Here is a 23,803-nt window from a genome sequence, read left to right on the forward strand (position 1 = left end):
TTTACTGCTCTGCCAGAACAGCGTTTTCAAAATAGACAGCGCCACTTAACTGCAAGCGACGATAGGCATCACCTGGCGCCTCAAACTGAATGCTACCAAGTTGATATTGCTGTGTATTGTTATAATGATGGTCAGGTTCCAGAGACCTTAACAACACATGATATTGCAAACCCACAATCCGGCTTTGTTGTTGCAACCAATGCTCTACTGTCATTTGGTGGCTCGCTAAGCTGAAGTTAGGCCGCCCATCCAAATCACTATCAATCATAAATTCAAAATGCAGCCGCTCAACACCATCAATAATAGAATCCGTACTGATACTGGCTGCCCCCGCTGCATTGCGAACTAATCTTTTACGCATTAACACAGGGATAGTTTGACCATTTTGGTTTTGCTGCTGCAAATAAAATACTAGATGCTGATAAGGAAACAACATCCCAGCATTCAGCTGTGCGGCATCAACCGCAACAAATCGACCTTGCTGCCAATCCGCTTGCCAATAAAACCGATTCGCGCGCATTTCATCAGGTGCCACAATTAAGCCAATACTACGTTTTAACTGTAAAAACTCTGTATCTCTGATCAGGTTATTTAAACAACCTAATTGCCGACCACCGGTTGCCCTGGCAGCATATAAAGTGAGAAAAGACTGACCACTCATCGGAAAACTGCCGCTATCTACCCCTTCAGCAACACAGTCGCCGGCCGGTAAAGGTAAGGTTGCGGCTTCGGCTAATTGCTGTTGCGGTAACCCACCCCAAAACCCCGTATTCTTTAATTCATTGTGCAGTAAATTTAATACCAACTGACCATTTTGCTGCAATTGGGCTAATTGCCGTGTTTGCGTCGAACTTTGATTTAGCGCAGTAAAAGTGGTTAACATCAACAATAACAACATCAGGGCTAACGCGGCTGCAATCAGTAATTCCACTAAAGAGAAACCAGCTTCCCGCCGAATCATCAGACGTTACTCTTGGGCTAAAGATAAACCAGAGCGGCCATTTCCTACCTTACAGGTAGGCGCTATGCCCTGTGCAAATGCTGCATTTTGCTGCCAACTTACCGCTAATTGCAGCTGGCCATTGTGCTGCTGCAAACAAAACTGTGGATCGAGTAATAAACCATAACTATGCGCAGAGCCCTGCCATTTCGCTTGCCAACGTGACAAAAGATATTGGCGCGCCTCGGTATATTGACAAGGAAGATGGGCACTGCATTCAGAGGCAGGCTGTTCAGCAAGCTGAAAATCGCTGGCTTTGTGAGGAGAATTAAAACTATGCAGTTGTTGTACAATTTCTTGGGAGAGCGCAATAGCCGTAGTGCGCTGAGTGGCATCAGTAACCCACTTCAGTGCCAGCAGTTGCCCAGCTAGCACGCCAAGTAAACCAATTTTGATAATCAGTAAGGTGATCAATACTTCGATCAATGTTGCACCACGCTGCTGCTTCATATTGACCTCGGTTTTTTATCCTCGGAAAATAAACATAGCAGCAGCGGTTAATAGATCAAGTCAATATTGTGAAAATATTGCTACCAACACGATTGTACAGCTGCGGCACTAACTTCACCATTCGCACCTTTTTGCCCAGCCTGATTCAACGTCAATGCGCCACAGCCATCACCTGACTGGATGCTCGTTGGTGTAGCGGTAAGCGTAAAAGTTCTTGCGGTTATAGTAGAGAGCGCAAAAGCATAGCGTGTTGCCAGCTCTTGCTGGCATTGCGTGTTGGGTAAGACAAAGCCCGCTGGATTATAGCTCATATTTTGTGTGTAGGTTCTTTCCATCAACTGCGCTTGCTCTACTAAACAAGCCGTTGCTGCGGCTCGATTAGAGCGCAACACATAGTTGGTATATGAGGGATACGCAATAGCCGACAAGATACCGATAATAGCAACGGCAATCATTAGCTCAATCAAGGTAACACCACGTATTTTTTGCATTAGTTTACTACCTCACGCCAGGATATCCGGCCTCTTCTTAATTGTAAGTTGACTAAGCGAGAATCAATAGAGACTCTTGAATCGCCCACTAGCATCTGCTCACCAACAAAAACAGGTTCACCTGGCATTCCTTCAAATTTAAGACCACTCGCTACATTGATAACGCTCTGTTGCCCATTCGTTGTCGTGATGCCATCTGAATCATTAAATTCGCCATCATTGGATAAATCAAACAAGTGATATTTCAAGCGGCTGCCACTAAAAGGGTCTATTGCCATAACCCAACCATCACCCTGCGGATTACATAGATCAGAATCGGGAATAATCGTATTTAAAATCAAGTTAGTGCCGACAACACGAGCTTTTGAGGTGACACGCTCTCTAGCATCGATTAAGTCCATATACCAGCCACGTTTATTGACCAAATCATTCGAACTTCCAGCAGTCACTGTCCTTGTTTGCTCAGTAATAGCTCCGTTGGTGTAGGTCGTATTCGTCATATAGCGTGGTACTAATTGACCACGATTGCTAATAATTGTGCCATCAACAATACCATACCAGCTTTGTGTATCTGTATTTAAGCTATCACCTGTTTCTAAATATTTTCCTGTACCAAAGAAAATCCATAATTCGCCAGTTGTTGGATGGCTCGATAACGTTATACCGCCGGTAATTGGCTGCGCTTTATTACCCGCATCTTTAGCAGTGAACAGTGGTGTATTATTGTAAGCCACCCCCCAGTTTGTTGCAGAGATTGAAGATAAGTCAAATTTCCAAACATTACCGTTTAAGTCACCAGCAAAAAACCAATCGGCATTACCATTGCGATTCATATCCCAGCCTTCTGGCTGACCTAGCTCGCCTGCAGTATTCGGTAACTCAAGCTTAATCGGCGTGCCACCATTTTGAATATCAATGACTAACAAACCACTTTTATTGGTGCTGTTATTGTAACCATAGGGCATTACTGCTGCCCAGCGACCATTATTCAAACGGGTGATAACGGGTTTGGCTGTCATCACACCTAATTCTGGAATAGTCAGATCCCACAACAAGGTAATATTGGTCGGATCTGTAACGTCTAAAGCGAAAACACTATTACCACCTCGGCCTAGAGAGCTGACCAAGACAGAACGCCATTGACCGTTAATGTAAACGTCACCGACAGTCGGTGAACCATCAACATAAAAACGATGTGCGTAGGTTTCTTTAGAATAAGACGCTAATTGTGCTGCGGCAGTCAGCATTTTTTGCGGAACATAAGCATAAGTTTCAATACCTTTGGTTGAGCTGGTGGTATCAGCATTAAAACCATGCAACATGCCATCATTAGCCCCCACAAATACCATCGGAGCGCGATCTTTTTTATCTGCAACAAAAGCCGCATAAGATGACGAGCCCGCCCAGCCGTAACGTTGATAATTACGATTTTGTGGTGCGCCGACATAAACGGGAGAAGAATGTGCAATATCACCTAAAATAGACACGCGCTGTCTTAAGGTTCCTGACGGTTTTTCATTACTGCGATCACCACGCAAATAATTAACCACAATTTCTGACTCTAATGCAGGACGCTCCACAAGTGGTAATAAATTATCCCATGTAAACGGAAATGACGTTGTAATACCTAAAGTAGTGCGACTAGTTTGAATGTTACGACTCTGCCACGAAGGAAAATTAGCTGACCACTGTAAGGATAAATCATCCACATCACGGCTAATTAACGTACCACTCCAACTTGCAGTATTAAATGAAGCTTGAAACACACTGTTATCTTCTAACAATGACGTTGTGGTGGCTGCTAAATTAGACGCTGAAGCAATACGGTCTAAAATCGCTTTTAATGCAGTAGTAATTTGCTTACTAAAGGTTACCGGATCTTTAGCACTGAAAAATTCACCATCGCCATTCACCGCAGCGTGTAATAAATCATCAATTTTACGATCGTCATTATTTGGATTTGGCCAACGGCTATCATTTGGCGCATAATTTTTAGCCACTTCAGGATCTAACGTACCTTCAACCCCTAAACCTACACCAAAAGTCACCATATGTTGCCAATTAGGCGAAGTTGTTTTACGTTTTGGTACATTGTTGGTTAAGCCGGATCTTAAATCATTTTTGTAATAATAACTTGCAACGTCGGCTAAGGTAATTTGATAAGAATCACCATCAGCGTTCCCAATTTTACTGGCTGGATTGCTACCATTCCATGAACCATCCGTCGTCAAAATACTGAAGTTTTGACGACAGCTCACTAAAGCGCTACTAGATTTTGTTGGGTCCGCACGATATGGCTCATCTGTAGAAAAGTAATTCCCTGCATATTCTAATGTCCTACGCAGCGGTGTGCCACCAGAGGCTTTGCTATCGTATAGCCAATCATAAAAGTTCTTTCTGCCATCTTGGTTAAACTCACGAACGCCTTCCTCTAAACCATCATTTAAAGCACCATAACCTACTCGCACATCATCTGGTAAGTTATAAAAAGCAGTACCAACCCCAGATCGCGCCAATAACTTACGGCTGCGATAATAAGAATACCAAATCGCAAAGTTTGACTTTTGTGCAGTAGTTGCGCTGTTCATTGAAACATAGCTATAACATTTATTTTGTTTCAGATTACTATTACAACTGACAAGATCGGTGGCACTAGGCGCATAGTTGTAATAGAAACCACCTTCCGTAAACCTTAAGGTCCCGCCATTGGTAATCATGTCAAATTCATCACTCAGATCTCTGGAGTTACTTTTGTCAAAACCATCCATCCAAGCTTTAGTATAAGTTGGAACATTAGTTAAGGTGCCGCCTTCATTCGGAGGTATTTGATAAACAACATTTGGGTCATAGTAGGTTTTGTTGACTTCAGAAGAGTAATACCAATAGTTTTGCACATTAGCTCCCGTTCTGATTGTTTTCTCCGTTTTGCAGTTTCCATTGCCTCTATATTCTGTACAGACTTTTGAAGTTGGTGCACTGTAATTATTGGCAATGGCATTCGGCATATATTCCCAAGCCATAGACCCCGAATCATCCAACAAAAACATGATATTTGCCGGAACATCACTGCCCGTTTGCAGAGGGACGTTTGGAATAGATAATGTCGCAGCGGAAACCGACATGGCAACACCAAAGTTCAACCCACACATAAACCAAACGGATTTTTTCATTAAAGCTTGCATAATTTTTTCCTCACTAGCCTTATAAACGCCAGATGGTTTGCATAATCACACCTGGACGATTGTCTGCAGGCTGAGTACGAGCGGTAATTCTAAAGGTTGGCGATAAACAATCTGCTTCAATGGTTGTTGCACTGTCGCAATCGGGTGCCGCAGGTGTTGGCCAGTCACCAACATATTCAATAATGTAACGCGCTTGTAAATCGAGCATTTCATTCACCGCAGGAGCAGCTTGCCATACCGTAGCAGGGTCCTCCCAACGATCAGCTTGGCCTGCTGTTGGAATACCGTAAAATCCAGGTGTACCCACTGCAGTAGCAGGATTAGGTAACAGGCCAGCCAACACATTTTCTGCCACGCGCAGCGCTGATTCGGTTTGTTGAACAAATAATTGATGCTCATACAAGTTTGCTGTCATTCGCTCTTGCAAGGTAGAACGCTGCATACTAGACAGCGTGAGTACTGTAATGGCCACCAGCAGTAATAGCGTGACGACTAAGGCAATACCTTGCTGTTGCTTTATTCTTGGTAACATAAACACCTCTAACGATTTCTAACCGTCGTAAAAAACTCGATAGTTCGCGTATCATCGGCCATCGTAATATTTGAATAAGCTGCTGCATCTAGCAAAATGGTGACATTGACACCTGTGACCTGCGTCATATCTAAAGCAGCGGAAAATGGCACCGGACCAAAAGCCGCGTTACGCATTTGATAGGCAAAACTTAGCCTTTCAACGCCAAATAACACTTCTTCTTGCACCACAGCGCCATTCACCACTATTTCCCGAAATAATGAATTTAACGTATTATCCACTTCACTGGCAGCAACGAACCAACGCACCGTTTCAAAACGCATTAGCATGGCATCGGCAGGATAAACTCTTGGACGAGCAGAGGCACAAATAAACGGATTGGCAAAACCCAGATCAGCAGAACAATTCAAACCTGCCGCGGCATGCTCAGCCCAGTTATTACCAACAGCTGAAACCTGAAAGATCGATGTTAAAGTATCATCACAAATGACACCTAAATCACCAACAGACAAATTAGTGTCCTGGTTAAGGTTCATTCGCGGTGGAACATGCGTGTTTATGCTGGCACTTTGCCCAGCCGCGTACATAATGCGCATAGACTCATTATTAGCAGCATCAGCTGCGGTGCCAACAAGCCCCCCCTGCCAATTTAGCCATACAGGTAAAGCACCCGCAACTTGTACCACGGAAATCACTCGCTCTGAATTGTTACAACCTAAAAACCCTGCGCTGCGTAAATCGTAAGACATCACTTGAAATGCTAAGCGAATACGATCTTGTAAGTTAGATAAGTCTTCAGTGGTTCTAGACGTGGTTTGATTAGACAGAAAAACACCTAATACACCGCCGAGTAATAAAATACCTAATACTAATGCAATCAGTAGTTCAGTTAGGGTCACACCTTTTTGCCATTTCATGGGCGTGTTTCCATTACAATTCTAGAGTCAACATCAAGTCGCTGATTACTCCAATCAATTGTCACGGTATAAACGCCGTTATTCCATGCAACTACGGCACAGGTTTCTGGAGAGGTCGCCGCCCGAACATCATCAAACCATTGTTCAGTACCCGCCACTGGAGAACTGCAATCCATAGCAAAGTCACCGGCTCTGGCAGCGGCAGCATTGGCACGCATAACTTCAAATAAGGTTTCAGTTAAGATAACAGCCATTGCGCGCTCGTGTGCCATGTTGGTACTTTTCAGACTGACGGTTTGTAAACCAGCAATTCCAAGCAAGCCAATCGACAGCACTACGACTGAAATTAATACTTCTAGCAAAGTAATACCTTTTTGTTTTTTCATCATCTTTAAAGCAGGCATTAGTAACTCCTTATGGCGCTGTACAACTGGTAAGGGTCAAAGTATCAACCGCAATATGACCACCCGACCGAATGATCAAATCTCGAGTATTGTTATCGTTGCTGTTATTGATACAAACGCGAAGCACACCATTAAGTGGTCTACCATTGGTCGTTCGCACCAGACCTTGGGGTGAAAAACGTACTTGCGAGTCAGCATCAGCAATATTGTTGTTCGCGCGTAATATCAATTGCCCCGTTTGTAAGAAACCCGTAGCCATCATACTGCCAGCAACAATCCCGGCGCTTTGATCAGTTGGCGCTAGGCCTATCAACCAACCTTGCCATGCGCCATCATCAATATCAGAACACGTTGCGCCATCACTACTGTGGCAGAACACCACATTTTGATTCATTTTAATCGCTTCAGTACGAGCAGCACTTAAAGCACCTACTAACTGATTGATTTGACCAGTTAACTGATTAGACTGCACAAGAGAAATAAAAGAAGGCACCGCGATAGTCGCAACAATCCCGAGCACGACCACAGTAATCATCAGTTCAATCAAGGTAAAGCCTGCGTTACGTCGCATTAATGACTTGCTCCAATAGTTCTATCATTTTATTACTATAAAGGATTAACTTGATAAACCAAGTGGTGTAAGGACTAACGGTAGGATTAGCCGATAAACGGTCAGTGTTAGTCTAGTTGCAGTGCGTGTTTAACTTGCGTTAACGCGCGACGACTAACGGGGAGGGATTCGGCGCAGGATGATAATTGAATAACATATTGTCCGGCATGTTGTTTTAGAGCAGAAAAATACTGTGGATTAATAAGATAACTGCGGTGGATCCTTAACAATTGTGTATAACGTTGCTCTAATTCAGCCAAAGACAAGTCTAAATAAGCTTCGCCATGCTCAAAGATGGCCTTAACGTATTTACTATCGGCGACAAAGTAATAAACTTGTGCCAGAGGCACTGTTTTTGTCACATTTCCACATTGATAAGCCAGTTTGGTTTCAGTACCGTGTTGCCGCTCAATATGAGCTCGAGTTAATGCACCCACTTTAGTTAAGGTTTGCTGCAATCGCTCAGGAACTACTGGCTTTAAAAGATAATCGGCAGCAGACACTTGATAGGCCTTTAATGCATGTTCAGGATGAGCAGTTACAAATACTAAAGCGGGGGGCAACGCTAATTCAGCGATCCTTGCAGCTAGGCTTAATCCATCTTCTCCTGGCATATCAATATCTAATAACACGACATCTGGCTGTAATGTACCAATCATTTCCCAAGCTTGAGCTGCATGCTCAGCCGCGCCAACACAGCTAACTTGATTTATCGGTTTTAATAAACGTTGTAAGCGGCTTCTTGCCAAGGGTTCATCGTCAACAATTAATACTTTCATTCCCCCTCCAGCGGTAACACAAGTTTCACTCGATACATATCAGCCAACTCATAAGTTGTCAGCTGAGCGGATTGGCCAAATAATATTTTTAGCCGTTGCTGAATATTAGCAATGGCTATACCGTTTTTATTTTGCTTTTTATGACTCGTTGCGACAGGGTTTTCAATCACGATACTTAGCTGTTTTTTACCTAGATACACTTTGATATCTAGTACCCCCGCTACCGTTCGTGTTTCAAAACCATATTGCACCGCATTTTCTAGTAGTGGTTGAATAGTTAACGCCGGTAAGTTTAGCGTGGGGATCGTTTCGGGCAGTTGCCAATTTACTACCAAACGCGAGCCTAATCGCCACTGTTCTAAGGCTAGATACTGTTTGCATAGTGCCAGTTCATCTTGCAAGCTTATATTTTCAGCACTGGCCATTGCCGCCCGAAATAAGTCTGCTAAATTCAACAAGGCTTGTTCCGCAGCGTCTTGGTCTGTATGGATTAATTCTGCCACCGTGTTAAGTGAGTTAAATAGAAAGTGCGGTCGAATACGGGCTTGTAAAGCACTCAGCTTAGCTTTTTGTTGTGACGTGATACTGCGGGCTAATTCATCATACATAATCAAAAACTGAATAAGCACTAAACCTACAATAAAGGCAATAATCAAGTTGTTAGCAGCTTCAGTCCAGAAAGATACATTGTTGTCTTCCTGTAAGAACCAAAAACTGAGATAAGAGCATACAAAGGTCACACTGAGTAATATTAGCTGTACCGCCAAGGCAAATGGCATCAGTGACATAAAGCGCAAACGAGGTTGTAAACGACTAAACACTAAGCAGCTACCTAAGCTGATCCAGTGAATAAAAAGACTGGTAGTACCGAGGCTGCTCCAAAACGGCTCAGAGGAATAAGGCGCTAATGCCAGTATTAACGCAAGAGCTTGCGAGAACACCACCACACGAAGCAAATGACTTGCCTGAGTGAGATCTGGCAGCTGCAGTTCGAGACGAGGCACATCCTGCAGCTTTTTCATGAGGTATTTCCTATTTAACGAAGCTCAGCCGGAATAGCAAACACCACCCCTTCTTCGCGACCTTGCGTTTCCGTAACGGTGTTGCCGCCCCACATTTTTAATTGGGCTATTACATCTCGCACCAGTACTTCTGGTGCAGACGCGCCGGCCGTTACCGCCACTTTAGTGACACCGTCTAACCAGCTTTGTTGAATGTCGTTGGCGGTATCAATTAAATAGGCAGTACAACCCAATTTTTCAGCTAACTCGCGTAAGCGGTTTGAATTACTGCTGTTCTTTGCTCCCACCACTAACATTAACTGCGCTTTTGATGCCAACTCGCGCACGGCATCTTGACGATTTTGCGTGGCATAGCAAATGTCATCTTTGCGTGGCCCTTCAATGTCTGGGAAGCGTGTTCTTAGCGCATCAATCACATCCGCAGTATCGTCTACCGACAAGGTGGTTTGGCTGCTGTAGCAAAGCAAGGCGGGATTTTTAACTTGTAGGGTATGGACATCTTCTACCGATTCTACCAAGTAAATGCCACCATCGGCATTGTCATACTGGCCCATGGTACCTTCAACTTCAGGATGGCCAGCATGCCCAATAAGAATACACTCGATGCCTTTACGACTGGCACGGGTGACTTCCATATGCACTTTAGTGACCAATGGGCAAGTCGCGTCGAATACTTTTAAGCCACGCTGTTTAGCTCGTTCGCGTACTGCTTGCGAAACACCGTGCGCACTAAAAATAACGATATGGCCATCGGGTACTTCATCTAATTCATCGACAAACACGGCGCCGCTGCGGCGTAAGCCATCAACTACAAATTTGTTATGCACCACTTCGTGTCGTACATAGATCGGATGCTCGTACAACTCTAACGCACGCTCTACAATACTGATCGCCCGATCAACACCGGCACAAAAACCACGAGGATTAGCTAACAAAATGTCCATTTCAGCTCACTTGTACAATTTCGATATTAAAAGTTAGGGTTTGGCCAGCCAGTGGATGATTAAAATCAATCGTCACCGAGTCGCCCACCACTTCACGTACGAGCCCCGGTAACTCAGAGCCATCTGGCATGGCGAAACCAATAATAGAACCAACCTTGGCTGGGGCGTCTGCAGAAAACTTACTGCGGTCAACATAATAAATATTATCAGGGTTTGGCGTACCATAAGCGTCTTCTGGCGCTAGGGTAAAGGTTTTTTTATCACCAGCCTGTAAGCCTAATAATTGTGCTTCAAACGCCGGAGATAAACTGCCATCACCCAGTTGGGTTTTAGCTGGTTTATTGTGCACTCGGGTGCTTTCAGCGGCAGAGCCGTCAGTCAATTTGATATCAAAATGAAACACCACGGTGCTGCTTGGGGTAATCATACTCATTTTTTTGCTCCAGAATCACTGCTAAAACTATCCCAAATTAACAGTGCAGCGCCAATACAGATCACTGAGTCGGCAATATTAAAGGCGGGGTAATGCCAATCCTGATAATACAAATGAAAGAAATCAATCACATAACCATATATGCTACGATCAATTAAATTACCTATGGCGCCAGCCAACACCAAACTTAATGCCAAACTGAGTTTGATTTCGTGGCGTTTTAAGCGGCTCATCCAAACGGCAATGACCACACTGATCCCGATCGCAATACCGGTGAAGAACCAGCGCTGCCATCCACCCGCATCACTTAAAAATGAGAATGCTGCACCATAATTTCGTACATAGGTTAGGTTAAAAAAAGGCAACAATTCAATTGAATCAAATAGGGCCATTTGTTGGTGCACTAACTGCTTAGTCAACTGATCCAATAGGAGCAGCAACGCAATTAACCACCACCAACGCCATGCAGTTTCTTGAAATAAACGCATTACGCAAATTCCCGTGTTTCACCTTGGCCACTGACGTTATCAACACAGCGACCACAGATCCCCTGCTGCGCCGGATCAATACCCACATCATGCCGGTGATGCCAACAACGTTCACACTTCGCCGCACTTGACGCTGTGACCAATACACTTAGCCCCGGAATTGCCGTAGCAATCGCGTCCGCGTTCGGCGCTTGTGCACTAACGGTTGCCGTAGAAGTGATCAGTACAAAGCGTAATTCGTTACCTAACTGCTGTAAGGCTGCTGCTAAACTGGGCTCGGCAAACAAGGTCACTTCAGCTTGCAAAGAGGCACCAATCCGCTCTTCCCGACGTGCTGCTTCTAACACTTTGTTCACCTCGTCCCGCACTTGCAGCAGTTGTTGCCAATACGCATTACTGAAACGCCCAGCCGGTAACTCGGTAAAACCACTATACCAGACATCCGTAAACACAAACGCCTGCTGCTGACCTGGTAAGGCTTCCCAAATCTCTTGGGCTGTAAAGCTCATAATCGGCGCCATCCAGCGCACCATGGCTTGTACAATATGATACAGCGCCGTTTGGCAGCTACGACGTGCTTGGCTGTCTTTGTGCGCGGTGTACTGACGATCTTTAATCACGTCCAGATAGAAACTACCCAGTTCAACAGTACAGAAGTTCATCAGCTTTTGACTGACCTGATGGAACTGATAATTGTCGTAGGCATCGATGATTTCTTGCTGTAACTGTGCAGCACGATTAACCACCCACAAATCTAACTCGACCAATTGGTTAAATGGTAAAGCATCGGTTTCTGGGTTAAAACCGTTTAGGTTTGCTAACAAGAAACGCGCAGTATTACGAATGCGGCGATATTTATCGGCCGCACGATTAAGGATTTCATCCGACACCGTCATCTCTGAGGTGTAATCCGTTGTTGCTACCCACAAACGTAAAATGTCGGCACCCAATTTGTTCATGACATCTTGCGGTGATACCACATTACCCAAAGACTTTGACATCTTGCGGCCTTCACCATCAACGGTAAAACCATGAGTTAATACTTGTTTATACGGTGCGCGCTGTTTCATGCTTACGCCCGTCATCAGGGATGACATAAACCAACCACGATGCTGATCTGAGCCTTCTAAATACAAATCAATCTGCTCAGGCTGGTGAAACTCTGGTCGCGCATCCACCACCGCAGCATGGGTAATGCCCGAGTCAAACCAAACATCGAGCGTGTCGGTTACTTTGGTATAACGCTCACTGTCTTCGCCAAGCAATTGTGCTGCATCAAGATCAAACCAAGCTTGAATGCCGCCCAACTCAACTTGTTTCGCCACCAGTTCAATTAAACTTGCAGTTTTTGGATGTAAGGCGCCGGTATCTTTATCTACAAACAATGCAATAGGTACACCCCAGGTACGCTGCCGTGAAATACACCAATCGGGCCGGCCTGCTACCATGTTTTCAATACGTTGTTGACCCCAATCAGGGATCCAGCGAGTTTTAGCAATTTGCTCTAACGACATTTGTCGCAAGCCTTGCTGCTCCATGCTGATAAACCATTGGGGCGTAGCGCGAAAGATAATGGGTGTTTTATGACGCCAGCAATGGGGATAACTGTGCTTATACGCTTTGTGCAATAACAATGCGCCAGCCGCCTTTAATGCTTCAACAATAGTGTCATTGGCTTTAAAAACGTGCTGGCCAGCAAACATCGGTGTATCCGGCAGATAAACGCCATTGGCACCGACGGGGTTCGCCACTTCTAAATGGTATTTTTGACCAACAACAAAGTCTTCTTGTCCGTGCCCTGGTGCCGTGTGCACACATCCTGTACCCGATTCAGTCGTAACATGTTCACCCAGTACCACCGGCACTTGGAAATCGTATAACGGATGCTGCAGCTTGACTAAGTCTAGCTGCTTGCCTTGGCAGAACCCCAAGGCGTGATAATGTTCAATATTAGCGCGCGCCATTACCTCTTTTACCAGATCAGTGGCAATAATCAAGCGCTCAGCACCTTGTGGTCCTTGCTCAACCTGCACCAGTGAATAGCTCAGCTCGGCATTAAGCGCCACGGCGCGGTTTGCTGGAATTGTCCAAGGTGTGGTGGTCCAGATCACCACAGCCAACGGGCCATGCCCCCGATGCGCTTCTGGATGATCAAAGCGATCGACGACCGATTCATCCACGACTTGAAAGCGCACATCAATAGCCGGTGAAATCTTGTCTTGGTATTCCACTTCCGCTTCGGCTAAGGCCGAACCACAGTCGGTACACCAATGCACGGGTTTGAACCCTTGTAACAAATGGCCGTTTTCAATAATTTTACCTAAGCTGCGGATAATATTAGCTTCGGTTTGAAAATCCATTGTGCGATATGGCTTATACCAATCGCCCAATACGCCCAAGCGGATAAAGTCAGTGCGCTGCGCATCAATTTGCGTTAACGCATATTCACGACACTTCTCTCGAAATTCGGCAGGCGTTAATTTTTGTCCGGGCTTGCCGAACTTTTTCTCCACCACCAATTCAATCGGTAAACCATGACAATCCCAACCCGGTACATAGGGTGCATCGAAGTCAGATAACGTTTTTGCTTTAACAATAATGTCTTTAAGGATCTTATTAACAGCATGGCCGATGTGAATATTACCGTTCGCATAAGGGGGGCCATCGTGCAGAATGAAGGTTTTTTTACCCTTTTTGGCTTCACGGATCTGACCATATAAATCGGCTTCGGTCCATTTTGCCAACATTTGTGGCTCACGCTGTGCCAGATTGCCGCGCATAGCAAAAGCCGTTTCTGGTAAATTCAGGGTATGCTTGTAATCGCTCATCCGTTTAAATTCCGTTAAGTTAGTGAGTTCAGTAGCGCAGGCTGCTGACTAAAATACTGTTTCGCTGCCGCTTCATCGACGGCGATTTGCTGTTTTAATGCATCCAGATTGTCGAACCGCTGTTCGGCTCGAAGTTTGTGCCGCAGCACCACTTCAATCTGACTACCATATAAATCTTGATTAAAATCAAATAGATGCGCTTCTAGTTGTTCACGCACACCCTGTACGGTTGGCCGATTACCAATATTAGCCACCCCTTGAAACACCCCAAAACAGGTGCGAGCAGTGATGGCATAAACGCCTGATACCGGTAATTTTTTACGGTACAACCAGACATTCGCAGTGGGAAAGCCAAGGTTCCGGCCTAACTTACGACCATGTCTTACTCGCCCAGTTAATGCAAAAGGCCGCCCTAGCATAGTTTCAGCTAAATGCAGTTGGTCGGCTTGTAAGGCACTGCGGATCAACGTACTGCTGACCCGTTGCTGCTCCAGTTTTAAACTTGAGGTGCTGTTTAAACCAAAACCATACTTTGAGGCGGCACGTTCTAATAACGCGTAATTACCGCTACGGGCTTGGCCAAAATGAAAGTCATCACCCACAATCAAATGCTGTACGCCTAACTTATCAAGCAGTAAATCTTCAATAAACTGTTCTGGATCTTGTGCCGCAAAAGCACGATTAAAGCCAACGCAGAGTAATCGGTCGATGCCTAATTCCGCCAACGCTAAATACTTTTCACGAAAGCGAGAAATCCGAGCCGGCGCATCACTGCCCGCGAATAATTCCAGAGGTTGGGGTTCAAACACCATTACGCAAGACGGCAACTGCTTCGACTGTGCCAGTTGTTTAACCTGAGCTAACACGGCTTGGTGCCCCAAGTGCACACCGTCAAAATTGCCGATGGTTAACACACAGCCTTTATGCTGCGGTAATATGTTGTGGATGCCGCGAATTAACTCCATGCCTGCCTTAAATTATGCCTGCGGTTGCTTGTCAACTGACGATTATAACCCGATCACCGTTGGCTTTCAGCAACAGTTTTTGCTTTAAAATCAGCCAAACGCACCCCAAACAGGAACAGCAAGGCAAAGTACGCTATTACAGCCAACAGACACAAACTGGATAATTGCACTATTTGCGACGTTAAAGGCAGCGCCACCCAGACACTTAAGCTTGGGCTTACGACATAGAGCGCTGAAGCCATCAATACACTGGCCAAAGCAAATTTAGCCAGCATCACCATACTAAAACGGCTTAATTGATACACCCCAGCGATTTTTAAACCACGATACAATAAAAACGCATTTAAACTTGCCGACATCGCCGTAGCTAAAGCCAAGCCTACATAACTTAAAAAGGGTGCCAACATCAGGTTAAACACCATATTGGCCACCATAGCAATAATGCCAATTCGCACCGGCGTTTTAATATCTTGCCGCGCATAATAGCCAGGTGCTAATACCTTGATTAGCATATAACTTAACAAGCCACAGCAATAGGCCAATAAGCTGTACGACACCATTAACACATCTTGCTGGGTAAATTCACCGCGCATAAACAGCACTGTGATAATCGGTTGTGCCAGCACCATTAACGCCAGCATCGCCGGTAAACCAAACATCGCCACAAAGCGCACTGACCAATCCAGCGTGTGAGCAAAGCGCGCAGTATCTGCCGTGGCATGATGCCGCGATAAGTTCGGCAGGATCACCGTGGCAATCGCGATCCCGAATAAGCCCAGTGGAAACTCAATTAACCGATCCGAGTAATATAACCAGCTTACGGCCCCGGTAAGTAAAAATGAAGCAATCACGGTATCGAGCAGCAGATTGATTTGGCTTACAGAAACACCAAACAGCGCTGGTAACATCAAAGTACGGATCTTTGTCACGTTTTCATCTTGCCAATGCCATCTTGGCAACACCAGCAAACCAGCTTTAGCTAAAAACGGTAATTGAAATAATAACTGTACAATACCGCCAATAAACACGCCCCAAGCCAATGCCATGGCGGGTTCATCCAACTCAGGGGCCAGATACAGCGCCGAGCCTATAATCGCAATATTTAAGAAAACGGGCGTAAAGGCCGCTACCGCAAAACGGTTATAGGTATTTAACACCGCGCCCGATAACGCGACTAAAGAAATAAACCAAAGATAAGGAAAGGTAATTTTTAACATCACACTGGCCATTTCAAACTTGTGCGCGTCAGGCCCGTCATTCAGCCATTCGATAAACCAGCCCATACCAAACAGCAAAGCAATCAGCGGCGAGCCGACCACCCCTACCAGCGTCACTAGAGTGACAATAACACCCAGTGTTCCCGCCACCTTGGCCACTAATTCTCGAACCGCATCATCACCATGTTTAGCTTTAACTTCACTTAACACAGGCACAAAAGCTTGAGAAAAAGCGCCCTCGGCAAAGAGTCGACGTAAAAAATTCGGAATACGGTTAGCAAAGAAAAACACGTCAGCAGCAGCACCCGCACCAACAAAATTGGCAACCACCACATCCCGCACCAGGCCTAACACTCTTGAAATCAACGTCATAAAGCTGACAATCAGCCCTGACTTTAGTAATTTTCCTGACACGGGAGACTCCTTTATTTGCTGCGGCGCTATTTTCACCTGTTACTGAGATCAATTACCAGTGCTCACTGCAATTTAATTACAGGCCTTTTCGTTTAAAGCATTTGACAATGGGCCAGTAAATAGGCATATTATGCGGCCTTTAAAGAGTCCGGTTTTAAGTTTTTAGGAGTGTTACCTTGGCTAACATCAAGTCTGCTAAGAAGCGCGCAATACAATCAGAAAAACGTCGTCAGCAAAACGCCAGTCAACGTTCTATGATGCGTACTTTCATCAAGAAAACCTACGCAGCAGTATTAACTGCTGACGCAGTAGCTTCTCAGGAAGCGTTCAACAAGATGGTCCCTGTTATTGATCGTATGGCAGCCAAAGGTCTGATCCATAAGAACAAAGCAGCTCGTCATAAGTCTCGCTTAAACGCCCATGTAAAAGCGTTAAAAGCAGCCTAATTGGCGATGTAAAACAAAAAAACCAGCTTCGGCTGGTTTTTTTGTTTGTTCATTTCGGCTACACAAAGCAGCCGACAATCAGTGCACAGCGCGACAAATTACTCAGCGCAATACAGTTTGTGTAATAGTGCAATAACTTCGGTTACTTCATCGCTTGAGATCCGATAAAACACCGTTTGCGATTCTTTACGCGTTTTCACCAATTTATTTTTGCGCAATAACGCGAGATGCTGTGAAAGTGCAGATTGGCTTAAATCCAACTTGCTGTTTAATTCACCTACCGACAGCTCGCCTTGCAACAAATGGCATAAAATAATTAAACGGCGCTCATTCGACACCGCTTTCAGTAACTTCACTGCTTCCGCTGAATTTTTCAGCATATCTTCTAAATTCATGTTTTGCACCGCTCATTAAACTAATACTAGCCTGATCTCATTACGACAAAATAATGCTAGTCCAGATCAGACACTACACGACAATAAGGGTTGAACCAGACTTGAGATTCTTTCTGCAGTAAAAGGTTTCACTACAAAAGCTTTTGCTCCGCCTGCTACAGCTGCTTTCAAGTTATCGACACTGGAATAAGCCGAGATCATAAATATATGTGATTGCGGGTCAACACACCTGAAACGTTGCAACAATACCTTACCGTTTATGTCTGGTAGCTGAATATCCAAAAAAACTAATTGTGGTTGATGCTGCATAAACAAAGCTTCGCCTTTGGCGCCGTCGGCTGCCTCTAGCACCTGAGTCACACCAAGTTGCTGCAAGATACTTTTAAGGTAAGCACGCACAGCCACCGAATCATCAACAACAAGCGCCGTTAACTGCTGGGTTACAGGAGTGGGGTTAAAGCAGGTTTGAATAAATGCTTGCATCCTTGCAGCGTCTCCTTTATCGGCTGGTCGACCAAAAACTGACGTCCAGCGAGTTACTTAGGTTTCATCCGTAAAACATGATAACGTTTCCACATCAGTCAAACCAACTAGCGGGAACAAACCATGAAAGTGTGGATAACAACAATACTAGCAGCTTTTAGCCTAAATGTGCATGCCCAAAATGTAACTATTGATAAAGATTTAGCTTACAAGTTAGTCGAATCGTTAACGGTGGAAGTCGGCCCACGCCTTGCAGGCAGTGAAGCAGATATGCGCTCGGTGCTGTGGGCAGAGCAAAAATTTACCGAACTGGGTTTTGATAAAGTCTGGCGCGAACCCTTTGATATGCTGTACTGGGAGCGTGGTCAAGCGAGCTTAAAAGTGGCAGCACCTTTTCATCAATCATTAGTGGTCACCGCTTTGGGTGGTTCAGTCGGTACCCCGTTTGATGGCATCAACAGCCAAGTTGTCATGTTTAATACCTTAGAAGAGCTCAAAAAAGCGGACGCTTCTAAAGTGAAAGATCGTATTGTTTTTATTAATCATGCCTTAGAAAAAGATATTCGCGGTGGTTTTTATGGCCAAGTCGTCGGGGCACGCGCCACGGGCGCAGTTGAAGCAGCAAAACTTGGTGCAAAAGCCTTAGTGATCCGCTCAGTCGGTAGCAGCAATAACCGTTTTGCCCACACCGGTCAAATGCGTTACGAAGAAGGCATTGAACGTATTCCTGCGGCAGCCATTTCCGTACCCGATGCGCAGCAATTGAGCAAAATGCTGGCGATTAACCCAGAACTGACGCTAAACATGCAAATGAGTAATAATCTCCCAGGTACTGTTACCAGTCACAATGTGATTGCCGAGATCAAAGGTAGCAAACGCCCCGATGAAATCGTGCTAATCAGTGCACACTTAGATTCTTGGGATGAAGGTACTGGCGCATTAGATGATGGCGCCGGTGTGGGTATCGTGATGGCGACAGCCGCTTTATTAAAGCAAGAGAAGCCTGAGCGTACCATTCGCGTGGTGCTATTTGGTAATGAGGAAGGCGGTTTAATTGGCGCCCGCGCTTATGCCGCTAAACACCATAAGCAATTACACACCCATGTGTTTGCTTCAGAATCAGACTTTGGCGCAGGTCGTATTTGGCGTTTTGACACCGGTATGGGTGAACAAGCATTAGCCTTTGCCCAGGAACTGCAGAAAAAATTAGCACCGCTGGGTATCGCTATGGGCCCGAACACCGCGTCTGGGGGGCCAGATGTGTCGATGTTAAAAGCACAAGGCGTACCCGTCGCGAGTCTGATGCAGGATGGTACGGATTACTTTGATTATCACCATACCCCAAATGATACGCTGGATAAAATTGATCCCACTGCATTGCGGCAAAACCTCGAAGCATGGTTAATTATGACGCGTGAAATTGCCAATAGTCAGGTTAATCTACGTCAGTAATTCGTGACATTAGCGCCGCTCGCTGCGGCGCTAATCCTTTTGTATTCGCGTTATCGCCTTTGGCAAATCCAGCAAAAATCCATTAAATAAACTAATCTGAAAAATGTAATTTATCTTAGTTGAGTAATTACTCGACTCTGCTCATAATGCGCGCCATTGCGCACACTATGCCGGAGCATTAACATGGAAAATCTGTTCTACGACATTATCAGCTGGATTGGCCTAACAATTTGTATCGGCGCTTTTTTTATTAAAGATGTGTTCTGGCTTCGATTAGCTACATTAATCGGTTGCAGCTTATTGTTTGTGTATTACAGCCACATCGCCATTCCGCAAGGGGTGATTTCCAACTTATTAGTTTTATTGATCAATGCTTATTACCTGCTGCGTTTTGCTGCTGCCCGTAAAAAAGCCCAAGCCGCCGCAGCAACCGCCAATGATCTGGCGAATATTGAGTTACAAGCGCAAACAAAATAAGCGGCTTTTTTCCAACAGCCTGACAGGCTATACTCGGCTCTTAGCAGTAAGCATCGGAGTCAGACATGTCACAAGACGAATTTGAGCTGTTTCTGAGCGAAATGGCCGATGTTAAACCCCTACCGCAAGATGCGGTACTTCAACAAAATGGCGAATTCAGTCCTACCTTAGCGCAGCAGGCCAGACGCAAAGCCGCTGAACAAGAGATGGAGTACGATCCTCAATATTTGAGCATGGAATACGTTGATTTAGTTAAACCCGACGACGTATTTGCCTATTGTAAAGATGGCGTACAACAAGGTGTGTATCGCAATCTGCGCTTAGGCAAGTATCAATTAGATGCTACGCTTAACCTGCTTGGTAAAAGCTTGCAAGAAGCTCGTAGTCAGTTACTGCAATTTATTACCGACTGCCATAAACGTGGCGTCAGAACGTTATTGATCCAGCATGGTATGGGCCGCAACAGTAAGCCACACCCCGCTATTTTGCGCAGCTATGTTTTTAAGTGGTTACCCAGTTTTGCCCCCGTTTTAGCCGCTCATACCGCGCAGCGCCAGCATGGGGGTTACAGTGCTACCTATGTGTTATTGCAGAAAAATGCAGAGCAAAAACGCGAGAACCGTGAACGGCATACTAAATAGCGACGCGTCGAATTAATAAGATCATCAGGTATAAAAAATCAGGGCTGGATAACCAGCCCTGTTTTTTTAGATCAGCCAACTGAATGCTTCAGCTTTGGTAAAAAACGCTGTTAACGCCATAAGGACCACGGCAATAGCGAGTGTGGTAAAGCCAAAACCACGATTGGACGCTTTACTCATAATAAACCTCAAATGACTTCTTCTTATTCTATATTTCTACTAAGTACTGCAAAATCTCATTAGCAGAATCAGTCTAATAAAGATAATACTACTATTCAAGTCATTATTTTCAATAGGGTTAATAGCCTTGTTGTAAATCGACTTCATTAACCAACGATTGCCCCTGACAACTGCGTTGGTAGTTTTCCGCAATTTGCGCCACCACGGTCTCCACTTTAGTCACCGCAGAAATATGCGGTGTAATCATAATGGCAGGATGCCGCCAAAACGCATGCTCCGCCACAAGGGGTTCTTGACGGAACACATCTAAACAGGCGGCCGCTAGTTGGCCACTGTCTAACGCGGCGAGCAACGCCTGCTCATCGACGATGGCACCACGCGCCACATTAATCAGAATGGCACCAGGCTTGAGCATGGCAAAAAAGTCAGCATTTAACAGGTTTTCAGTTTGTGCAGTTAAAGGCAATAAACAGATCAGCAAATCCGCTGAACCGACGGCAGCAGCCAATTGCTCGGTACCCGCAAAACAATGAACACCGGCTAATTGTTGTGGGCGGCGCGACCAACCGTTCACTTGATAACCTTGAGCTTTAAAGTGTAATGCCGTGGCCGTACCCAGTTCACCTAAGCCAAGTACACACAATGAGCTTAAACGACGCGGACTTTTCGGTCGCCACAAGGCTTGTTGCTGTTGTTGCTGAAACAGATCGAGCCTCAAACGGTAATACGCTTCAATGCCCGCCAGATAACTAAGCATTGCCTCGGTTAACGCCGGGTCGACAATCCGAGCCAAAGGTAAACGCGGTAAGCTGGCATCACTGAGGATCCCATCAACACCGGCACCAAAACTTTGCAAAGCTTTAAGATTCGGCAAGCTGGCCACCGAGCCTGTGGGTTGCTTCCATACCACGGCAAACGTCACGTGTTCTGGCTTTGCGATATCGGGCCAAATTTCAATTGGCGTTGTGGGTAAGGCTTGCTGCAAACGTTGCTGTAAATCATCTAGTTTTCTATCGGGAATAATCAGCGCAATACTCAAAACAACCCCTATAATGCTACTTGCTATTAATGCTTTATCTTAGCATAGCACTGTTAAATGGGTCGCTAAGATAGCACTTAAATATCCCCATTCACTGCGAAAACAGCTACAGCATTTCATGTGTTTGCTGTGTCAAAACTGCCACAAAACTGCCACTTATTTGTCATCTGCGATGAGTAGTCTACAAGGATTCGTCTAGATCGCCAGTCTATCTTGCCTTGGGAATAAATCATGCTTAACGTAGAGCAACTATTAGAACAGCACTTCATGTCCGATCAACCAAAGCCCTGGTGGTATCGCCCCGGCAAAATGCTCCTCAGCTATTTATTGCACGAGCGGGAATTCCAAGCTTTTGCCGCTCGCTATCCACATTTACAAGGCATGGAGTTTGTTGAACAAGTATTAGAATACTTTCAGTTTAGCTATAGCGTGCGTGATGATGAGCTAGATCATATCCCTTCGACCGGCCCAGTGTTGCTGATTGCTAATCACCCAATAGGATCGTTAGACGGTTTAGCCCTGTTAAAACTGGTCAGTGGGCTGCGCCCAGATCTGAAAATCATGGCCAACCAACTGCTGATGAGCTTAGCACCAATGCAAAACTTATTGTTGCCTGTTAATAACCTTAACGGAGGTACAGAACGGCACAAGCTTGAGGCGATTCAACAGCATCTAGCCGCAGCTGGGGCCTTAATAATATTTCCCGCTGGCGAAGTATCACGCTTACGCCCGCAAGGTGTTCGCGATGGTAAATGGCACAGTGGCTTTTTACGCTTAGCCAGCCAGGCTAATGCACCAATAGTCCCACTGCATCTGACCGCACGAAATTCATGGGTTTTTTATGCTGCCTCAGCTTTATACAAACCCCTAGCCAGCATGTTACTGGTAAGAGAGATGTTTAAACAAAAAGGGAGAACCATGGCGGTTCGTATTGGCGAACAAATCCCCTGTAACAGCTTTAGCCAGTTATCATTGCCGGTTCCAGTAAAAGTAAAACTGTTCAAAAAGCAGCTATACCGGCTTGCTACCGATCGCCCCTCACTTTTCATCACGCAAACCGCGATAGCACGGCCTGAACCAAGAGCAGTATTAAAAAAGGCAATAAGTCAGTGCCAACGGTTGGGTGAAACCCGTGATGGGAAATTAATTTACTTATATCAACATCAACAAAGCTCGCCCATCATGCGGGAAATAGGACGCTTAAGAGAATTAGCTTTTCGAGCTGTCGGGGAAGGCACCGGCCAACGCCGAGATATTGATCGCTTTGACAGCCACTATGCTCATTTACTGTTATGGGATAACGAAGATTTAGAAATTGTAGGCGCTTACCGCTTGGCTGATACTAACAAGGTATTAGCAGAACAAGGGCCAACAGGCTTATATACCCAAACCTTATTTCAGTTTTCTCCGTCCATGCAGCCTTACTTAGCTCAGGGTTTAGAGTTAGGTCGAAGTTTTGTGCAACCACGCTATTGGGGTAAGCGCAGCCTAGAATATTTATGGTATGGCATTGGTGCCTATTTAAAACAAAATCCGCAGGTGCGTTATTTATTTGGCGGCGTGAGTTTGTCAAATAGCTATCCCGTACCGGCCAGAGATTTATTAGTGTATTTCTATGGTTTGTATTTTGGGTCTGCTCTACCAAGCGCTGAAGCGAAACGTCCTTACCCATTAGCGGCGCCAACGGTGCAGCAATTAGCCCAACATTTTACAGGTAACGACTATGCTGCAGACTTTAGCCAATTAAAACATTTACTCGCGAATATGAAAGTCAGTGTACCTACGCTATATAAGCAATACAGTGAGCTTTGCACCCCGGGTGGCACAACGTTTTTAGCTTTTGGCATTGATCCTGAGTTTGCCAATTGTGTTGATGGCTTAGTGTTAGTCGATTTATCCTTAGTAACAGCAACTAAACGCGCTCGATATCTAGACTAGTGCTAAGATTGTTTAAAGTTCAGCCAAGATTCAGCCATCTTCCTTTATAACTTGAGTGTATGCTACACCAAAGAGT

Annotated in this window: 24 protein-coding genes; 5 read left to right on the forward strand and 19 right to left on the reverse strand. The window is 45.2% G+C overall.

Translation table 11 applies throughout. The annotated features are described in order from the left end of the window. Position 1: 1 nt before the first annotated feature. From ACUJFL_RS14815 to murJ, 16 genes are all read right to left on the reverse strand, one after another. Positions 2-961, reverse strand: coding sequence for a PilW family protein (locus ACUJFL_RS14815; RefSeq protein WP_445427895.1), 960 nt, complete (start codon positions 959-961; stop codon positions 2-4). A 6-nt stretch (positions 962-967) separates the two neighbouring features. Continuing rightward, complete coding sequence (gene pilV, locus ACUJFL_RS14820) at positions 968-1,450, reverse strand: type IV pilus modification protein PilV (protein WP_226751153.1); 483 nt, start codon at positions 1,448-1,450, stop codon at positions 968-970. An 80-nt stretch (positions 1,451-1,530) separates the two neighbouring features. Then, positions 1,531-1,941: a type IV pilin protein gene (locus ACUJFL_RS14825; protein ID WP_304504383.1), complete on the reverse strand. Its 411-nt coding sequence runs from the start codon at positions 1,939-1,941 to the stop codon at positions 1,531-1,533. After that, complete coding sequence (locus ACUJFL_RS14830; protein WP_445427896.1) at positions 1,941-5,123, reverse strand: pilus assembly protein; 3,183 nt, start codon at positions 5,121-5,123, stop codon at positions 1,941-1,943. Before ACUJFL_RS14830 ends, ACUJFL_RS14825 begins: the two co-directional genes overlap by 1 nt. Positions 5,124-5,142: 19 nt before the next feature. After that, entirely contained in the window at positions 5,143-5,655 is a 513-nt protein-coding gene (locus ACUJFL_RS14835) for a pilus assembly PilX family protein (protein WP_226751151.1), read from the reverse strand. An 8-nt stretch (positions 5,656-5,663) separates the two neighbouring features. Next, positions 5,664-6,572, reverse strand: a complete 909-nt coding sequence (locus tag ACUJFL_RS14840; RefSeq protein WP_445427897.1) for a PilW family protein — start codon at positions 6,570-6,572, stop codon at positions 5,664-5,666. Further along, positions 6,569-6,976, reverse strand: coding sequence for a type IV pilus modification protein PilV (pilV, locus tag ACUJFL_RS14845; protein ID WP_226751149.1), 408 nt, complete (start codon positions 6,974-6,976; stop codon positions 6,569-6,571). Before pilV (ACUJFL_RS14845) ends, ACUJFL_RS14840 begins: the two co-directional genes overlap by 4 nt. A 10-nt stretch (positions 6,977-6,986) precedes the next feature. Further along, complete coding sequence (locus ACUJFL_RS14850; RefSeq protein WP_226751148.1) at positions 6,987-7,547, reverse strand: GspH/FimT family pseudopilin; 561 nt, start codon at positions 7,545-7,547, stop codon at positions 6,987-6,989. A 107-nt stretch (positions 7,548-7,654) separates the two neighbouring features. Next, positions 7,655-8,365 carry a LytR/AlgR family response regulator transcription factor gene (locus tag ACUJFL_RS14855; protein ID WP_226751147.1) on the reverse strand — a complete coding sequence of 237 codons (711 nt, stop codon included), beginning with the start codon at positions 8,363-8,365 and terminating at the stop codon, positions 7,655-7,657. Next, entirely contained in the window at positions 8,362-9,387 is a 1,026-nt protein-coding gene (locus ACUJFL_RS14860; RefSeq protein WP_445427898.1) for a sensor histidine kinase, read from the reverse strand. Before ACUJFL_RS14860 ends, ACUJFL_RS14855 begins: the two co-directional genes overlap by 4 nt. 14 nt (positions 9,388-9,401) lie before the next feature. Then, positions 9,402-10,331, reverse strand: coding sequence for a 4-hydroxy-3-methylbut-2-enyl diphosphate reductase (gene ispH, locus ACUJFL_RS14865; RefSeq protein ID WP_306177652.1), 930 nt, complete (start codon positions 10,329-10,331; stop codon positions 9,402-9,404). Between the two features lies 1 nt (position 10,332). Further along, positions 10,333-10,764, reverse strand: a complete 432-nt coding sequence (fkpB, locus tag ACUJFL_RS14870) for an FKBP-type peptidyl-prolyl cis-trans isomerase (RefSeq protein WP_226751144.1) — start codon at positions 10,762-10,764, stop codon at positions 10,333-10,335. Beyond that, a complete protein-coding gene (gene lspA / locus ACUJFL_RS14875) occupies positions 10,761-11,252 on the reverse strand; it encodes a signal peptidase II (protein WP_226751143.1) in 492 nt (163 codons plus the stop codon). The genes fkpB and lspA overlap by 4 nt, the downstream gene beginning before the upstream one ends. Next, a complete protein-coding gene (ileS, locus tag ACUJFL_RS14880) occupies positions 11,252-14,080 on the reverse strand; it encodes an isoleucine--tRNA ligase (RefSeq protein ID WP_445427899.1) in 2,829 nt (942 codons plus the stop codon). Before ileS ends, lspA begins: the two co-directional genes overlap by 1 nt. 14 nt (positions 14,081-14,094) lie before the next feature. Next, positions 14,095-15,045, reverse strand: a complete 951-nt coding sequence (ribF, locus tag ACUJFL_RS14885) for a bifunctional riboflavin kinase/FAD synthetase (RefSeq protein ID WP_226751141.1) — start codon at positions 15,043-15,045, stop codon at positions 14,095-14,097. Positions 15,046-15,098: 53 nt separating this feature from the next. Beyond that, entirely contained in the window at positions 15,099-16,676 is a 1,578-nt protein-coding gene (murJ, locus tag ACUJFL_RS14890; protein WP_226751140.1) for a murein biosynthesis integral membrane protein MurJ, read from the reverse strand. A 176-nt stretch (positions 16,677-16,852) separates the two neighbouring features. Here murJ and rpsT point away from each other — a divergent pair, with 176 nt between their 5' ends. Next, entirely contained in the window at positions 16,853-17,122 is a 270-nt protein-coding gene (gene rpsT / locus ACUJFL_RS14895) for a 30S ribosomal protein S20 (RefSeq protein WP_226751139.1), read from the forward strand. A gap of 98 nt (positions 17,123-17,220) precedes the next feature. On the opposite strand, the gene ACUJFL_RS14900 is transcribed toward rpsT, so the two are convergent. Together ACUJFL_RS14900 and ACUJFL_RS14905 are read right to left on the reverse strand one after the other, a co-directional pair. Continuing rightward, a complete protein-coding gene (locus ACUJFL_RS14900) occupies positions 17,221-17,517 on the reverse strand; it encodes an ArsR/SmtB family transcription factor (protein WP_226751138.1) in 297 nt (98 codons plus the stop codon). 66 nt (positions 17,518-17,583) lie between these two features. Next, a complete protein-coding gene (locus ACUJFL_RS14905) occupies positions 17,584-18,000 on the reverse strand; it encodes a response regulator (RefSeq protein ID WP_445427900.1) in 417 nt (138 codons plus the stop codon). A gap of 123 nt (positions 18,001-18,123) precedes the next feature. On the opposite strand from ACUJFL_RS14905, the gene ACUJFL_RS14910 reads away from it, so the two are divergent. The 3 genes from ACUJFL_RS14910 (at position 18,124) to smrA (ending at position 20,570) form a co-directional block, all read left to right on the forward strand. Beyond that, positions 18,124-19,452, forward strand: coding sequence for a M20/M25/M40 family metallo-hydrolase (locus ACUJFL_RS14910; protein WP_445427901.1), 1,329 nt, complete (start codon positions 18,124-18,126; stop codon positions 19,450-19,452). A gap of 183 nt (positions 19,453-19,635) precedes the next feature. After that, a complete protein-coding gene (locus ACUJFL_RS14915) occupies positions 19,636-19,929 on the forward strand; it encodes a hypothetical protein (RefSeq protein WP_226751135.1) in 294 nt (97 codons plus the stop codon). A 65-nt stretch (positions 19,930-19,994) separates the two neighbouring features. Further along, a complete protein-coding gene (gene smrA, locus ACUJFL_RS14920) occupies positions 19,995-20,570 on the forward strand; it encodes a DNA endonuclease SmrA (RefSeq protein ID WP_226751134.1) in 576 nt (191 codons plus the stop codon). A 298-nt stretch (positions 20,571-20,868) separates the two neighbouring features. Here smrA and ACUJFL_RS14925 read toward each other — a convergent pair whose 3' ends face one another. Further along, a complete protein-coding gene (locus tag ACUJFL_RS14925) occupies positions 20,869-21,789 on the reverse strand; it encodes a 2-hydroxyacid dehydrogenase (RefSeq protein WP_306177660.1) in 921 nt (306 codons plus the stop codon). Positions 21,790-22,020: 231 nt separating this feature from the next. Here ACUJFL_RS14925 and ACUJFL_RS14930 point away from each other — a divergent pair, with 231 nt between their 5' ends. Then, complete coding sequence (locus tag ACUJFL_RS14930; protein WP_445427902.1) at positions 22,021-23,727, forward strand: lysophospholipid acyltransferase family protein; 1,707 nt, start codon at positions 22,021-22,023, stop codon at positions 23,725-23,727. Positions 23,728-23,803 lie beyond the last annotated feature (76 nt).

This window comes from Alishewanella sp. HL-SH05 (genome assembly GCF_052655985.1).